The sequence below is a fragment of the Mycobacterium sp. SMC-14 genome (assembly GCF_046250075.1).
Classification (GTDB): Bacteria; Actinomycetota; Actinomycetes; order Mycobacteriales; family Mycobacteriaceae; genus Mycobacterium.
This window is the reverse complement of record NZ_CP176429.1, coordinates 1,388,119-1,403,763: the sequence shown is the minus strand read 5'-3', so window position 1 is coordinate 1,403,763 and position 15,645 is coordinate 1,388,119. Positions and strand designations below refer to the sequence as shown.

The 15,645-nt window shown below is 66.9% G+C and carries 11 protein-coding genes; 3 read left to right on the top strand and 8 right to left on the bottom strand.

The features are described 5' to 3' along the window. Positions 1-40: 40 nt before the first annotated feature. Complete coding sequence (locus ACKY0W_RS06705) at positions 41-1,432, bottom strand: serine/threonine protein kinase (RefSeq protein WP_409436914.1); 1,392 nt, start codon at positions 1,430-1,432, stop codon at positions 41-43. Between the two features lie 238 nt (positions 1,433-1,670). Between ACKY0W_RS06705 and ACKY0W_RS06700 the strand changes: the two genes are divergently transcribed. Next, positions 1,671-2,237: a hypothetical protein gene (locus tag ACKY0W_RS06700; protein ID WP_409436913.1), complete on the top strand. Its 567-nt coding sequence runs from the start codon at positions 1,671-1,673 to the stop codon at positions 2,235-2,237. Between the two features lie 3 nt (positions 2,238-2,240). Next, entirely contained in the window at positions 2,241-3,098 is an 858-nt protein-coding gene (locus ACKY0W_RS06695; protein ID WP_409436912.1) for a DUF2971 domain-containing protein, read from the top strand. A gap of 36 nt (positions 3,099-3,134) precedes the next feature. Here the strand turns inward: ACKY0W_RS06695 and ACKY0W_RS06690 are convergent, their stop codons facing one another. The 5 genes from ACKY0W_RS06690 to ACKY0W_RS06670 all read right to left on the bottom strand — a co-directional run bounded on the left by ACKY0W_RS06690 (position 3,135) and on the right by ACKY0W_RS06670 (position 11,934). Then, positions 3,135-3,497: an HAD family hydrolase gene (locus ACKY0W_RS06690; protein WP_409436911.1), complete on the bottom strand. Its 363-nt coding sequence runs from the start codon at positions 3,495-3,497 to the stop codon at positions 3,135-3,137. A 609-nt stretch (positions 3,498-4,106) separates the two neighbouring features. Next, positions 4,107-6,056: a M48 family metallopeptidase gene (locus ACKY0W_RS06685; RefSeq protein ID WP_409436910.1), complete on the bottom strand. Its 1,950-nt coding sequence runs from the start codon at positions 6,054-6,056 to the stop codon at positions 4,107-4,109. Between the two features lie 13 nt (positions 6,057-6,069). Beyond that, positions 6,070-6,672: a LemA family protein gene (locus ACKY0W_RS06680; protein WP_220696066.1), complete on the bottom strand. Its 603-nt coding sequence runs from the start codon at positions 6,670-6,672 to the stop codon at positions 6,070-6,072. A gap of 290 nt (positions 6,673-6,962) precedes the next feature. Beyond that, positions 6,963-10,640 carry a PE family protein gene (locus ACKY0W_RS06675; protein ID WP_409436909.1) on the bottom strand — a complete coding sequence of 1,226 codons (3,678 nt, stop codon included), beginning with the start codon at positions 10,638-10,640 and terminating at the stop codon, positions 6,963-6,965. A 583-nt stretch (positions 10,641-11,223) separates the two neighbouring features. After that, on the bottom strand, positions 11,224-11,934 hold the full coding sequence (locus tag ACKY0W_RS06670; RefSeq protein ID WP_409436908.1) for a DUF732 domain-containing protein: 711 nt from the start codon (positions 11,932-11,934) through the stop codon (positions 11,224-11,226). Between the two features lie 253 nt (positions 11,935-12,187). Here ACKY0W_RS06670 and ACKY0W_RS06665 point away from each other — a divergent pair, with 253 nt between their 5' ends. Next, positions 12,188-13,102, top strand: a complete 915-nt coding sequence (locus ACKY0W_RS06665) for an LLM class F420-dependent oxidoreductase (protein WP_409436907.1) — start codon at positions 12,188-12,190, stop codon at positions 13,100-13,102. A 67-nt stretch (positions 13,103-13,169) separates the two neighbouring features. On the opposite strand, the gene ACKY0W_RS06660 is transcribed toward ACKY0W_RS06665, so the two are convergent. Continuing rightward, positions 13,170-14,609, bottom strand: a complete 1,440-nt coding sequence (locus ACKY0W_RS06660; protein ID WP_409436906.1) for a DUF4185 domain-containing protein — start codon at positions 14,607-14,609, stop codon at positions 13,170-13,172. A gap of 131 nt (positions 14,610-14,740) precedes the next feature. Further along, complete coding sequence (locus ACKY0W_RS06655; RefSeq protein ID WP_409437672.1) at positions 14,741-15,631, bottom strand: LLM class flavin-dependent oxidoreductase; 891 nt, start codon at positions 15,629-15,631, stop codon at positions 14,741-14,743. Between the last annotated feature and the right edge of the window lie 14 nt (positions 15,632-15,645).

Genomic DNA, 15,645 nt, shown 5'->3' with positions numbered 1-15,645 from the left:
CTTGGTCGGCCTGAGGGACGGGGTCTTGCCGCCCCCCTCACTAGCCGTTTGCATCCAGGGGGCGAGCTAAGACGCGAAACGCAAACGGCGGTCCGCTCTCAGATACGCGAGGAGTCCAGGCGCTGCCTCGGGGACGGTCTGCGAATCGAGATACCCAAGGCATGAGTTCGATCGCTCCGCTCATCCACTCGACACGGCTGTCGTTGTCGCACGCCACGAGCCTTAGCCAATATGTCTCCTGCGGCCCAAGTGTAGCGCCGGTACTCGACGGTAGGTACAACACCTCTAGGGCCTGACGCGGGGCTGTCAGCTCCCGAAACCATTGTTCGACAACATCTTCAGGCTCGTCCGAGGGTACCTCGTCACCTCCCTCTATCAGGGTGACCTCCATCCGCCCCGACCCTGCTTGCCTCGCGACCCTAATATCTACTCGTTCCAGCACGGCGGATTCAGCGACGAAGTACGAGTGAGCGAGGTCGTAATCCTTGGGCGGATCTCCGTGTCCGGTCTTCGCGGATCGCGAACCGCTCTCGTAGCAGGTGTCGTTTGGTCCGAAGTTATCAGCGAGGACCGTGCGGCCTTCCTCCCTTATTCCAGAGTGCTCTTTTAGTTTCGCCAACGCCCAGTCGACGCCCTCCAGAAGCTCTGTCACCGACCAACGGCTTCCGGGGTTTGCTCGCACGGATCGATCGATGAGCACTCGGACATATTGGCGTGCATACGGATCGGCGAAAGACAGGGCATCCGGGTTGAAGTCCTCCCGCGACATGACCCGCCTGTCACGGCCAGCGGTGCCCATCCAATAGAGCAGCTTGCCGAGGCTGTAGACATCGCTGGGTGGCCCGCACGCGTCCTCGCTGCCAGCTTCACACTCGGGCGCGGTGAAGTTTCGGTTGCCGAGCGCCTCCATTGCGCTGGTAAGGCCACCACTCGGTTCGTCGTCATCGGCGGCGCAGATACCGAAGTCGACCAGGAAGGACTTGCCTTCGTCGTTCACGGTCACGTTGTTCGGTTTAATGTCGCGGTGCACGACGCCTCCCGCGTGCGCGTCGCGGACGGCAACCACGATCCCCCTAAAACGCTCAAGGAGGGCAACCGGATCGGCTGCGTCGGGCACGTCGTGGAGGTTCTTCCCGACGTAGGGCGTTACAAAGTACATTCGCCCTTCGCGAGGCGGCCGCGTGACCTGGGGGACGTGCGGCGAGCGGACTCGTTCGAGAGCAGCGATCTCGCGCTCGAAGCGGGCGAGACGTTTGGACCGTCCCCGACGATCCGACGGCGAGTGATCATGAAGCTCCTTGAGAACCCAATCATCGCTGCCCGTTTTCGATTCGCGAACTCTGTAGGCCGCGCCCTGCCCACCTTCGCCAAGTCCCCTGACGACTACCCAGCGGTCATCGAAGACGTAACCACGTCGCCTGCGTCTGCCCATACACCAAGGATATGATCCATCACTCCCCGGCTCGGTAACCCGCAAGCACTGACTGGACCGCTGCGGACCGCCCACGTAGAAGCGCTTCTATTCCTGGCAACTTTCATGTCGCCATGTGGTGGTGTCGCCGTACTTGGTTCTAGGCCACGACTCTCTCCGTCGCTTGACGCACCTCTGTCATGTGTGCACCCAGCGTGTCGTGTGCACGTAGCTTCGGCTTTCCTGACACCCTTGGCGGGTGAACACTCCGATTTGGGTGCCGTTGGTCGTCGCCGCGCTCGGCTTCGTTGGCACACTTGGCGGTGCGCTCGGCGGCGTGGTTATCACCCAGCGAAGCGCCAACAAACGAGAGCGCGAAAGCCGCGCAGACGAGGTGGGTAGGGAACGCGCGCGCTGGGCACGCGAGGACGAGGCACGGACATTTGAGCAGCGCCGCGAGGCGTACATCGCTTTCTACGAGGCGCTCGGCCAGGCGCTGGGAACCGTGAACTCCTTCTTTCACTCAGACGCGGACTTATCCAGGTTGCCGTTGCCGCGAGGATGGGAACTTCCCCTCTACTACAGCCTGCAACGAGTTGAGATTTATGGGTCCGAATCGATTGTCGCGCTTGCGCAAAGGGCCTTCGAGATAACCGAGGTCTGGGGCGGCACTTTGCATCGATCGCCTACTGATCCGGATACGGTAATTCACGCCGAAGATCTTAGCTACGAAGCTGACGGATCACCCATGGCATTCATTGCGGCAGTTCGCAAAGAACTACGCATACCGGAAGTTCAACGGAACGAGTCTAATTCACGGAGCTAAATCATGACGGATCCCAAAGATCCAGACCGAAGGTGCAGGCTGTATCACTACACAAGTACCTTAGGGCTTCAGGGCATCTTGCGGACGAGATCACTGTGGGCTACAGATGCGGCCTTCCTCAACGATTGGCAAGAGATCCATTACGGCGCTGAGCCTTTGATGGACAGGATGAAGAATTACCTGACGGATTATCCACCATCCCCGCCGATCGCAGTGACAAATGAGCAGGGAGTCCGATCGACGATTATGAAGTCCGCTCTGGATGCCCTAGAGAAATCTGTCTCGGCCGATCGGGGGGCTCATCCGGCGTATGTGGACTCCGCAACTTACGTCGCTTGCCTCAGCGAAAGCCATGACGACCTCGGGCAGTGGCGAGGCTATGGACAGCACGGGTACGCGATCGGCTTTAGGAAAGAGGACTTACGCGTCGCGGCTCCGCTCCTGGGCCAAGTTGCGTACGGCGATTCAGCGGTCAGAGACCTCTGCAACGACGTCATGCATTATTTCGAGACACGGCGACTGGGTGCCCATCCGGGGACCTACGGGTACTTCGATGCTTTGAATAGAATCATGCCGCACCTCGCGCTCGTGAAGCACGACGCCTTTAAGAACGAGCTTGAGTGGCGGCTTGTCTTAACTCCGAAACCAGAATTCCCCCCGGAGGTGAAAACCCGGGTCAACTCTTCGCGGCTTGTCCCCTACGTTGAAGTCCCTTTTGGCGAATCCTGCATTGCGGAAATCGTCATAGGCCCAGGTGGAGATTTTCACTCTGAACGTGCCGTTCGAATGTTGTTGCGGGAAAACGGATATAACCCCAATGAGCTGGAGATCACCCAATCTCGGGCGCCTTATCGTGGGTGACCAGCGGCTGAACCGGACTGGGCAACAAGCACCCTGTCAATGCCAAAGTCCCTGGGGTTGGGCCTGCTCGACCTCGTCGGCTGCGACCGTGATCGCAAAGTAGTCGCCGAGTCCTGACGAGTTCAGCGCAGCGGTAAGCATGAATCGAGGGCTGTTGGTCGCAACGGCGATCGGCACCCGGCCATGCAGATTCTCGAGAAGCCGCCTGGCACCCGGCAGGGGCGCAACCCCGGCCGACAGCTCCGCCTCGACGCGGGGCAGCAGGTCGGCCTGCAGCCGAGGACCGCCGCCAGGGATCCCGAAATACTCGGCCATATTGGCGCACGCCGCATCCAGAGTCCGCCCGATCAAGATATCTTTCTCGGCAGGACCAAAGCCGAACCCGCAATCGGCGAACAAGGCCGCCTCCGCCCGCGACCATCAGCTCTCCGTATCGAGCAGCGGTCCGTCACAGTCAAAGACGATCGCGCTCACATGCCGGGGAAGTGCCATGGCCCAGACGCTAACGGCGGGAGCCCGCGCCCGCAGCCACTTCCCGTTGCGTCCCGCACCGCCGGCAACCTACGGCGTGCCGCCCGCCCGGAGCACCCCCGATGCCACCCGTGTTTCCAGACGACGCCCCGCCCGGAGTGCGGGCACCACCCGGGTGCCCGGCCCCGAGCGAATCGCCGCCGGCACCGGAAGCACCGCCAGGGTGGCCGCCGGGGGCGGCCGTTGCCGCCGTTGCCGCCGCCAACGGTCGCAGCGCGTGCCATGCGTGACATGCGTCCCACCGAAGCTGCAGCTCGCGCAGCGCAACGCATCGTTGCTGCCGTTGCTGCCGTTACTTCGCTAATACCAAGAGACCGAAGATCCGGTCAACTAGTCACTCGCGCCCGCGGATCATTCCAAGCAGCTGCGCAAGACAGCACGAAAGGCCAGACAAACACATCCCGCATATATCGCCGTGACGTCATCGTCAGGTACATCACCGACCTGGGTCCGCTCGGCTTGCTCGACCGATGACAGTCAGCCCAACAGCGCAGGCAGGGGAACGTGCATCAAGCAGCACGCCGCACGGAGTAACTCAGCCTCCGACGCTGTCACGGTACCGTCGTGCAGCACCGCTTCCACCATCGCTTCGACGAGTGCCTGCTTCGCCCTCGGATCCAAAGCGTCGAGGGCAGCCCAGCCCTCGTCGAGGGTCTGCTGCCAGCTCAAGCGGCGCGGGTTCTCGGGCCTCGCGGTATCACCGTAAAGTCGTTGCAGCGCAATGTCCAAAGTCTGTGCCGCCACGTTTTGGTCGGCGCCCCCCGCGACCGCGAGAGTCGCCAGCAGGGTCGTCACCACCGGACGCACACCGGTGAGCGAATCGCTGCCCACCTTGCTCCGGCGAGCCGGGTCGTTGGTATCGAGCAGGTAAACCCAGACAAGGCGGGTCAGGCAGTATTCGAACATCGTCACCTTCTCGTCGGCGACGGCGAGCGCATTGAGCACCGCGATGAGCGCGTCCTGTTCGGCACGAGAGTGGGTGGCGATCTGCGGCAAGGCAAGCGCGACGACCGGGAGCCGAAGTTCGCGCGGCAGCGCGCACATCCGGTCGGCGAGCGCGGCGGCTTCCCGCGCCTGCGTCGGCCCCAGAAGCTCGGTCACCGAGGCGAGCTGGCGGGCGTGCAGACCCCCGCTCGACGGCGCGAGGAGCAACGCGATGACGGCCGCGGGGGCCGTGGTGGGCTGGCTGGCCAGCGCGCGGACATCGTCAGGAATCCGCGCATGCAGTGCCGCGCCGTACTTCAGGTCAGCCGGAGTGAAAGTTCCTGCACGAGCCACGATTTGCTCGGGGCTGGTGCGCCAGCCGGCATTGGGGAATTGCTCTGGTGCGGGGGTCTGACGGCCGAGCGCCGTTCCGGCAGGGGCGAAACCTGCGGCGACGTCCTCGGCCAGGCCGTCGGGTGCCTGATTGGCGTACCGCTGCTGTAGTTCGGCGATTTCCCCGGGGTCGAAGTCTGGGTTGAGCGCCCTGATCCGGTCGGTGAGTGGCGGATGCGTCGCAAACAACGACGTGAACGACCATCGCACGCCTTCTCCGAACAGCATGTGGCTAACCTCGGCCGCATTGCGGGAGTTACGCAGCTGCGAACCAGTCGGTATGCCGCCAATCTTCTTCAATGCGCCTTCGAGGCCGTCAGTCTGGCGCGTGAACTGCACCGCCGACGCGTCGGCCAGCCACTCCCGTTGCCGTGCTACCGCAGCCTTGATCACGTTGGCGAAGAACACGCCGACGTAGCCGAGCACCATCATCGCGAACGCGAACGCAACGAGGGGCAGCGCGCGCTTGCTGTCACTCCCGCGACCGCCGAACTGCAGTACACGCAAGCCGATCATTCCGATCAGCAGAATTCCGCTGAGTAGTCCGATGAGTCGAACGTTCAGCCGCATATCACCGTTGAGGATGTGGCTGAACTCGTGAGCGATCACACCCTGCAATTCATCACGGTTTAGTTGCGCCAGGGCTCCCCCTGTCACCGCGATGGCAGCATCGGCAGGCGTGAAACCTGCGGCGAAAGCGTTGATTCCGGGTTCACCCGACATGACGAACAAACGTGGCGCAGGCACGCCGGAAGCCAGCGACATCTCCTCGACGATGTTGACGTACCTACGCAACTGCGGGTCGGTCGTCGTCGGGTCCACGGGCACCGCGCCGACGGCCGCGGCGACAGCGGCACCCCCGCGGCGCAGCGAAATCGTCTTGAACAGCGTTCCACCTGCGATGACCAAAAGCGTGATCGCGGTGACGACGATGACGATCGCAAGAATCGATGACGCGTCGATCCCGTAGTAATCCTTTGAGAGATAGACGAAGGCAATCACCGCGGCGGCATCGATCGCCGCGACCAACGCCATCACCGCAGCCCCGAAGAGAAGCACCAGCTTCAGCGTGGTTCCCTTGGCGGCCCGCTGGTGCTCGAAGAAGTTCATGGCCGCCGGTCGGTCAGAACTGAACCTTCGGCGCGTCCCGCATCTCCGGGTGTTCCGGCGGGATCTCAAGCAGGGCGGCCGGAGCAAAGTTGAATATGCCGGCATAGACATTGCCGGGGAACGTCTCACGCCGGTTGTTGTAGCTCATCACCGCGTCGTTGTAGGCCTGGCGGGCGAACGCGACCTTGTTTTCCGTGGAGGTCAGTTCCTCCGACAGTTGCATCATGTTCTGGTTCGCCTTGAGGTCGGGATACTGCTCGACCACCAGGTTGAGCCGGCTCAGCGCGCCGTTGAGCTCCTGCTGCCCCTGGGCCAACTGCTGCATCGCCGCCGGGTCGCCGGGATTGGCCTGGGCAGCGGCAAGGCCGTTCATCGCGGCGCCACGCGCATTGACGACAGCCTCCAAGGTCTGGCGCTCATGCGACAGGTACGCCTTGGCGGTTTCGATCAGGTTGGGAATGAGGTCGAAGCGACGCCGCAACTGAACGTCGATCTGGGCGAAGGCGTTCTTGTACGCGTTGCGCGCCCGAACCAGCCCGTTGTAGCCCGCGATCACCAACACCGCGAGGAGCAGAAATATGACCACGACGACGATGAGTCCGATGGTGAGCTCCACGAGGCATACCTCCAAAGAGTCGGCCTAACCGCAGTCGTGCGGTTTTCGGCGAAGCGTAACCGCTGAAAGGCCAGCGCAGGTCCGTTCGGAGGCTTCAGCCGCTTCGCTCCGACTGCTCGCCGTATCCGAGTCGGATGAGGCCTCGGGGGCCTCACCGGCACCCGGCGCATCCCCTTGCTCCTAGGGGGCAGCGCCGCCGGGACTGGAGGCACGCCCGTAGCCAACTAAAGATCCACATTCCTAGTTCGCGGAGAGCCCAAATCAACCCGCGCTGCACCGTCGCCGGGCTCCTACGGAGTGCCGCCGACGCCGCCCGGAGCGCCCCCGATGCCACCCGTGAGTCCGGACGGAGCGCCGCCTGGAGTACCGCTACCGCCTGGGTGCCCGGCATCCAGGGAATCGCCGCCGGCACCGGAAGCACCACCGTAGCCACCGGGGTTGCCGTTGCCGCCCTTGCCGCCGACACCGCCGTCACCACCCGAGCCGCTGGCACTGTCGCCTCCGGCGCCACCGATTCCGCCGAGTCCACCAGTTTCGCCTCCCTGAGTCGCATTGCCGCCGTTGCCGCCACGGCCCCCGTCCCCGCCGTCGGCCGTGCCGGTACTGATGCCCCCTGCGCCGCCGGCGCCGCCATCGCCGCCGCCCCCGAAGCTGTGGCCCGTGCCGCCGTGGCCACCGTCCGCACCATTGGCGGCGATCCCACTCTGGCTACCGCCCCCGGCACCGCCGGCACCACCGGCTCCCCCGAGGAACATGCCGTCGGCGCCATCACCGGCCGCACCGGCGGCACCCCCGTTGCCGGTGACACTGTTGCCACCCGCTCCGCCATGGCCGCCGGCACCGCCGTTGCTGGTGCCGGTGCTGCCGTCAGCGCCCGCGCCGCCGCTACCTCCGTTGCCGCTGACACTGTTTCCACCCGCACCTCCGGCGCCACCGGAGCCATAGCCGTGCCCATCGGAGGGGTCGCTGCCGCCGGCACCCGCGGCACCGCCGTCACCCCCGGCCCCACCGTTGTCGGCTCCACCGCTGTCGCCGCCGTCGCCGCCGGCTCCGCCACTGCCGCCGGAACGGCTGCCGCCCCCGCCCTGACCACCATCGGCGCCATCGGCGACGTGCCCGCTCTGGCTGCTGCCCCCGGCGCCGCCGGCACCACCGTTGCCCCCGTAGTAGCCGCCGTCGGCGCCGTCGCCGGCTGTCCCGGCGGCACCACCGTTGCCACTGACACTGTTCCCGCCCGAACCGCCGGAACCGCCGCCGCCACCTTCGCCGCCGGGGCCACCATGAGCGCCGTCGGCACCGGTCCCGCCGGCCCCGCCGTTGCCGCTGACAGCGCTGCCACCAGCACCGCCGGAACCACCGGAACCGCCGGTGCCCCCATAGGCGTCAACCGCCCGCCCCACACCGCCGTTGCCCCCGGCACCACCGTCGGCGGTGCCACCGCTGTTACCCCCGGCGCCACCGGCACCGCCCGAACCCCCGCTCCAGCCGCCGATGCCGCCGTTGCCGCCATCGGCGCCGCGGGCGCCGAGCCCACTCTGACTGCTTCCCCCGGCGCCCCCGGCGCCACCATTGCCGCCGAAACCACCAGTGAGATCGCCGTCGGCGCCGTTGCCGGCTACACCTGCGGCGCCACCGCGACCGCTGATGCTGTTGCCGCCGGCACCACCGGCACCACCATCGCCTCCAGCGCCACCCGCGGCGCCATCAGCGCCGGCACCACCGGCACCACCGTTTCCACTGACGCTGCTTCCACCGGTGCCACCGGCACCGCCGGTGCCGCCGCGACCGTCGGTTGGATCGCTGGCCGCGCTTGCATGTCCACCGTTTCCGCCGGCACCACCATTGGCGGCGCCACCACTGTTTCCACCGGCTCCGCCCGCGCCACCCGTACCGGAGTAGGTGCCGGTGCCCCCGCTACCGCCGTCGGCGCCTGCGGCGGCGATACCACTCTGGCTGCTTCCCCCAGCGCCGCCCGCGCCACCGTTACCGCCACCGTCGACGCCATTGCCGCCATTGCCGGCTTTGCCTGCGGCGCCGCCGTTGCCGCTGACGCTGTTTCCGCCAGCCCCGCCGGCACCGCCCGCACTGCCTGTGCCAACGCCGGCCGTGCCGTCCGAGCCTGCGCCACCGGCGCCGCCATTACCGCTGACGCTGTCCCCGCCGGCGCCGCCATCGCCACCGACGCCCGCCAGTCCACTGTTCTGGGTGGCCTCGCCGCCAGCTCCGCCGTTACCGCCGGCGCCACCATTGGCGGAGCCACTGCTCTCACCGCCAGCACCACCATGGCCGCCTGCCCCTGCTGCGTAGATGGCATCGCCGCCCCGGCCGCCGTCGGCTCCAATGCCGGCAGTGCCGCTCTGGCTTGCGCCACCGGCTCCCCCTGAACCGCCGGCCCCGCCGAAGAGGCCCAAACCATCCAGATACCGGCTGTTGCCGCCGTTGCCGCCCAACCCTCCAGCACCACCACTACCGCTGATGGTATTGCCGCCAACCCCGCCGTCACCGCCGGCACCGGCCGCTATGCCGCGACCGCCCTCGCCGCCCGCACCACCGGCACCGGCGTTGCCTGCGGCACTGTCGCCGCCGGCGCCGCCGAGACCACCCGCACCGGCGATGGGGGCAATGGGCAGCGCTACCCCACTGAGTTCGGTGTCTCCCCCGAGTCCGCCGACGCCACCCGCACCGCCGGCAACAGCACCTGTACCGCCATTACCTCCGGCACCTCCGACGCCGCCATCCACATCCGTACCGATGCCTCCGACGCCCCCGTTGCCGCCGTTGCCACCGGTACCGGCACCGCCGGCGCCACCGTTGCCACCGGCGCCGCCGTTGCCGGCTGCGGAACCGACCACATCGAAGCCGTCACCACCGAGTCCGCCGTTGCCGCCATGAGCGACCGCGCCGGCCACGCCCCCGCCGCCACCCGCCGCGCCTGCATTGCCGGCATCCCCACCATCGCCGCCGACGCCGCCGTGGATGAATTCGGCCGTGCCGTCAGCCCCGCTACCACCTGCTCCGCCGGCGCCGGCAGCTCCACCATCGCCTGCCTGGCCGTTCGCACCGACCACACCGGCCACCGCGCCCTGCCCGGCCGCACCGCCCGCGCCGCCGGTGCCGCCCGTGCCGCCATCGCCGCCGTTGCCGCCGTTTCCTCCGGCGCCGTCGCTCGTACCGGCGACGCCGGTGGCCCCGGTCGCGCCGTCACCGCCTTCGCCTCCGACTCCACCGACGCCGCCGTTTCCGCCGCTGCCACCCGTGCCGGACAGCAGTCCGCCCCTGCCGCCAGCCCCACCGGTTCCACCGATACCGCCGTTGCCGCCGAGGGTTCCGCTGCTGCCGGCCAGGACTCCGTCGACCCCGCTGGTCCCGGCCAGCCCGGAACCGCCATCGCCGCCGTCACCACCGGATCCCCACAGCCAGTTACCTGCGCCGCCAACGCCACCGGCACCACCCAAGCCGCCGGCACCGCCGTCACCGCCGTCGCCGAACGCCCAGCCGCCGGCACCACCCGACCCGCCGTCGCCCCCGTCGTAGCCCTCGCCGCCGGTACCGCCGGTACCCCACATCCCGGCCATCCCGCCGGCATAGCCGGCCAGATGGTCAACTGTCCCGGCGGCACCGATACCGCCGTCACCGGTCAGGAATCCGCCGTCGCCCAGGTCGCCGATGCCCGGCAGCCAGCCGAAGAGCGAGTCGTTGGTGCCGGTGAAAAAGTCCACCCCGTCGCCGATCATGACGCGGCCGAACAGATTCACCGAGGCGTCGTTGAGCCAGTCCAGCAGCGGATCATTCGACGTGTCCAGCGCCGGTGAACTCTCCGGCAGGGCTGCGGCCCACCACCCCCACGGGTCTGCGGCCGCCGAATCGCCAGGACCAACGCCTCCGAACAAGTCGAGCAGCGGCGCGATCAGGTCGTCGAAATCTGCCCTCGCAGACGGGGCCGACGCCGGCGACAGCCCCATCGCCATGGCCGCACCGACTGCCGAGGCCGCCCCCACAGCCCGTCGAGAAGCCCTACGCCTGCTTGCCCTGTCCCCACCTCTGCCGATCATCTCGGCCCTCCCCGCAATCACGGAACCCCACCGTTGGGCACCTCGACGAAACCGCTGATTCTGATAAGAAGCTATGCGTCCGTTGGCGCCCTGCGCATCAGGGAAAACCCTTGCAATTCCCGACTACCGACGTGGGTTCCCTGGGCGTCAGCTGGCAAAGCGATGCCGCGCTCCTTCGCTCTGAGCGCAATTCACCACAGGCGGCGGATCTCAGCCGTCGGGTCGATCAAGTGACTATTCGCCTTGGTTTCCAGATTCCCGACTTCGCTTACGGCACCGACGTTTCGACCTTGTTGTCACCGCATACGGCGAGGCCAGTTGGCGCTACCCGGTAGCGCGGGGCCAGTTTGTACCGTTCGGTTTCGCTTCGGTCATCACCGCGAGCAGCTTTGCCCTGGTGTACCTGACCGCCTACTACACCGCCCAGTGCCAGCCGTTGCGGCGTGAGCGGTGAAGCGCCCCGTCGGGGTGCCCTATTTCATCGTTGCTAACGATCAACTCAGCGCCCGGCGCCCGGGCAGTAGGACTCGATTGCCGCTCGGGCGACCTTTACAGCTTCTGCCCGCTTGATTGACGGGGTTGACCTACCGCCATTGCTCTGCGCGATGTTGTCCACGACCTGGTCGGGAGTCCACCCCAATTGCGTCAAACGCCAGCAGGTTTCGCGGCCCTGGCTTACCAGGCCGGAAGGATTGCTCACCGTGTAGCCGAGGCCCGCCATTCGGTCCAGGTAGGCCACATCGGCCGGATCGGTGATGCCTGGGTATCTCGACGAGGGCGGTTGGGCTGCCGGCGGTGCGGCAACCACAGCCGAGGGCCGTTGCTGGACGGTGACTGGCGGGGGATGCATAACAGTGACCGGGGGCGGCTGCGTGACGGTCACAGTCACCGGTGGCGGCTGGATGACCGTCACCGTGGCCGGCGGGGCCGCACCGACAGTGGTCGTCGGCGGGGACGCCGCAACCGTCGTGGTTGCCGGGAGGGAGGGTAGGGAAACGAGTCCCGACGGCCCCATGTTGAACCAGATCATCGTGACGGCGGTTACCGCGACCATGGACGACAGGAGGGCAGCAATCGGCAGGTAGCGCAGCCCCGGCGGCGCCTGCGTTGTTTCGATGAGTTCGTCGCCCGGTTCATCCTCAGACCAGGCTTCGGCGATGACCTCGTTGCCGACGGTTAGGGCGGCTTCGGCAGGATCATCGGTGGTCACTTCGTGCTCCGCATTTCCTTTTCCCGCACCTAATGCGTCCATTCCGGCATGGAATCTACCTCGACGATAACGCAGACGACTTATCGAACGAATGCAGCGATCCAGAAGACCTTTTCACGTCACCGCGGCGGTAGGCGGCTCTGGCCACCGCCGACCCGACGAGTGAGCGCCGCGGAAAGTTCATCACCTGAACTGCTTTCGCGGAGAGCACAAACCGCCGCAATATTCCGTTAGCACCCCTAAGCTCAGCCACGTGACGATTCGCCTTGGCTTCCAGATCCCCGACTTCTCCTACCGCACCGACGTTTCGGAGCTGTTCCCCACGGTCATCGCACGGGCCCGCGAGGCCGAGGCGGCCGGGTTCGACGCGGTGTTCGTGATGGACCACTTCTACCAACTACCGATGCTGGGCTCCCCCGACCAGCCCATGCTCGAGGCGTACACCACCCTCGGCGCGTTGGCGCAGGCGACCGAACGGGTGCAGCTGGGCACGCTGGTCACCGGCAACACCTACCGCAACCCGGCCCTGTTGGCCAAGATCATCACCACCCTCGATGTGATCAGCGCCGGGCGCGCGGTGCTGGGCATCGGCACCGGGTGGTTCGAGCTCGAACACGACCAGTTGGGTTTCGAGTTCGGCACCTTCACCGACCGGTTCAATCGGCTCGACGAGGCGCTGCAGATCATCCTGCCGATGATCAAAGGTGAGCGGCCCACCGTCGAGGGCAAGTGGTACCGCACCCGCGAGGCGATGGCCGAACCCCGCTTTCGTGATCACATTCCGCTGCTGATCGGCGGCAGTGGCGAGAAGAAGACGATCCCCCTGGCGGCACGTCACTTCGACCACCTCAACCTGATCATCGGATTCGATGAGGCGAAGGCGAAGATGGACGTGGTCCGCCGCAGCTGCGAGGACGTCGGCCGCGACCCGGCCACGCTGGAAACCACCCAGTTGATCACCGTGCTGCCCGGCGACTTCCCCGCCGATCAGCTCCCCGATGCAATCAAGCAGCGGACGGTGACCGGCACCCCCGAAGCGATCGCCGAGCAGATCAAGACCAAGGTGCTCGATGCCGGCGTCGGCGGGGTGACCATGAATATCCCCGGCTACACCCCCGGTGTGATCACCGAGGTCGGTGCGGCGTTGCGGGCGGTGCTGGACGACTGACGACAAGTGAAGTCAGCCGACGTCGCCGACTTCACTTAAACGGCCAAGTGAAGTTAGACCCGCGGCCTCAGCCCAACACCGTGTGCATCAGCATCACGTCGTAGGCGTTCCACAGCGACAGCGTGAAGTACACATCCTTGCCCGTCGACCACGGGTGCACGTACGGCGCGTAGATGCCGCCGGGAATCTGGCCGGTGGGGATCAGTGTCTGCTCGGCGCTCCACGGCCCCTGCGGCGTGGGCGCGGTGCGGGCCACGACGTCATTGCCGCCGTTGCCGTACAGCGCCAGATACTGCCGCAGGTAGGTGTTGTACTGCACCGACATCTCGCCCACCGGGCCGGGGATCACTGGCGTGGCCGCGGCCGGGTTGGCGGGCACCCAGGATCCGCTGTCGCCGTTCCAGTACTGGTACTTGGTGAGGTCGGGAATGGCGCGCTCGGGCACCCGCGACAGGTACGCCGCGCCGCCGCGGCCGGACGGGGTTCCGTAGGAGTACAGGTAGCCGTCATTGCCGCGCAGGTAGGCACCCATCTGGAATTTCTCGTTGCCGGGGACGAAGTGCGCCCGTGGGACGTTCTCCGGCGACGTCGAACGCACCGTCCCCGGGTAGACGCCCCAGGTTTCGCCGTTGTCGTTGGAGACCGCGATCGCCGAGTAGTTGGTGGACCACTCGCCGTCGCGCCCCCATTGCTTGATGGACATGAAGTTCATGTACTGGTTGCCGGCGATCCCGATGGCGGCGGTGGGGATCATGCCTTCCTGCTGCGGAGCCAGCTGCACAGCGGGCAGGATCTGCTTGGAGAAGTTCGCTTGCCGCAGTGGCGAACCCGAGTACTTGTTGCCCACGGCTCCGGGGCCAATGGTGATCCCGTCGGCGAGGTTGTTGTCATTGCTGCGGAACAGCACGTTCTGCCGCCACTGCTTGCCCTGGACGCGGCAGTAGCCGAAGGTGTCGCCGAACGCGTAGAGGATCTGACGGTTTCCGGGATCGCCGTTGTCCCAAGGGATGCCGAGGTCGGTACCGGAGATGCCGAAGCGTTGCAGGGTTTGGTTGGGACTGTTGGGCCCGGTCATCCACTCCACCAGCGACGTCTGGGCACCGGCGATCGCGCCGCCGGCGTCGGCGGTCGACAGACCCGGATCTGCGCCGGCGTTCGGCGCGGGCTGGACTGGTTGGGCGACGTTCGGCACGGCTTGACCGCCGGGAACTGGGGCCGGCGGTACCACCGCGCCCTGCTGCCGAATCGTGCCGTTCGGATTGATCAGTGCGGCGATCAGCGGGCCCAGTTTGGGCAGTGGCGCTTGATCGTTGGTGCCGCGGGGCCGACGCCCGGTCGGCAGCTGGCCGGCCCCGGTGGTCGGTGAGCCCGGCGGCGGGTCGATGTTGGCTTCGGGGGCGTTGCAGGTGGCCGCGCTCGCCTGCGGCGCGAACTCGGTGGCGGCAACCATCCCCAGGACGACCACCGGCACCATCGCCGCCGAGACGATTCGACGCGTCGCCGACATGTCACACCTTTCCCAGGACCCGGTCCCGGGCCTCGCACCACTGTGACGATAGTGATTTCTGGGACTTCTGTGGCTGCCCGAGGACGATAGAGACGCATCCGTGACGGTGTCGCAACCAGCGGATTGCCCGCTCAGTCGGCCGGGCTGACCTCGGCAATCACGTCGGCCACGCTCCGCAGTTGGCCCAGGTCAGAGCTGGTCGGGATCAGATGAACCTCGTCGGTGCCCACCGCCGCGAACCGGCGCAGCACGTCGGCCAGCTCATCCTCGCTGCCGGCCCAACCGGTGGTGGGCGCCATCGCCTCGACATACTCGGCGGGAATCCAGTTCATGTAGCGCAGCAGGTGCCGGCGCACCTGATCGCGGGCTTCGTCACGATCCCCCAGGGCGAACCAGAACGACGTCGCCAGATACGGCTTGGCCCGGCCCGCCTGCCGCCAGGCGTCACGCGCGACGTCGAACAGCTCGTTCTGTTTGGCGACGTCAAGATCCAAGGTGATGCCGGCCAGGCCTTCGGCCCAAGTGGCCGCACTGCGCAAGGTCTTGGGGCCGGTCGTGCCGACCACCAGCGGCGGCCCGCCGGGCTGGGTCGGCGCCGGACCGACCGGCAGCACCGACTCGGTGATCTTCTCCCCCGCCCAGACGCGTCGCATGATCGCGACAGCCTCGGCCAACTCGCCCATCTTCTGCGTCGCCGGATCGGCGCCGACCGCGCGGTAGTCCTCCTCGCGGCCACCCACGCCGAGCCCGACGGTGAGCCGGCCCTGGCTCAGCATGTCGGCGGTGGCCAGCGACTTGGCCAGCATGACGGGGTCGTGCAGTTGCGGGACGATCACCGTGGTCACCAGGCGCACCCGCTCGGTCCACGCCGACAGCGCCCCCAGCAGGGTCAGGCTGTCGGGGTTGGTGAACGCGATCCGCTCACCCCAGGCCAGCGACGAGAACGGCCCGTCGTCAACGGTGCGCGCCCAGTACCGCAGCAGCGTTGCGTCCAGGTTCGGTTCCATCACCGGCATGGTCATTCCCACCTGCATGA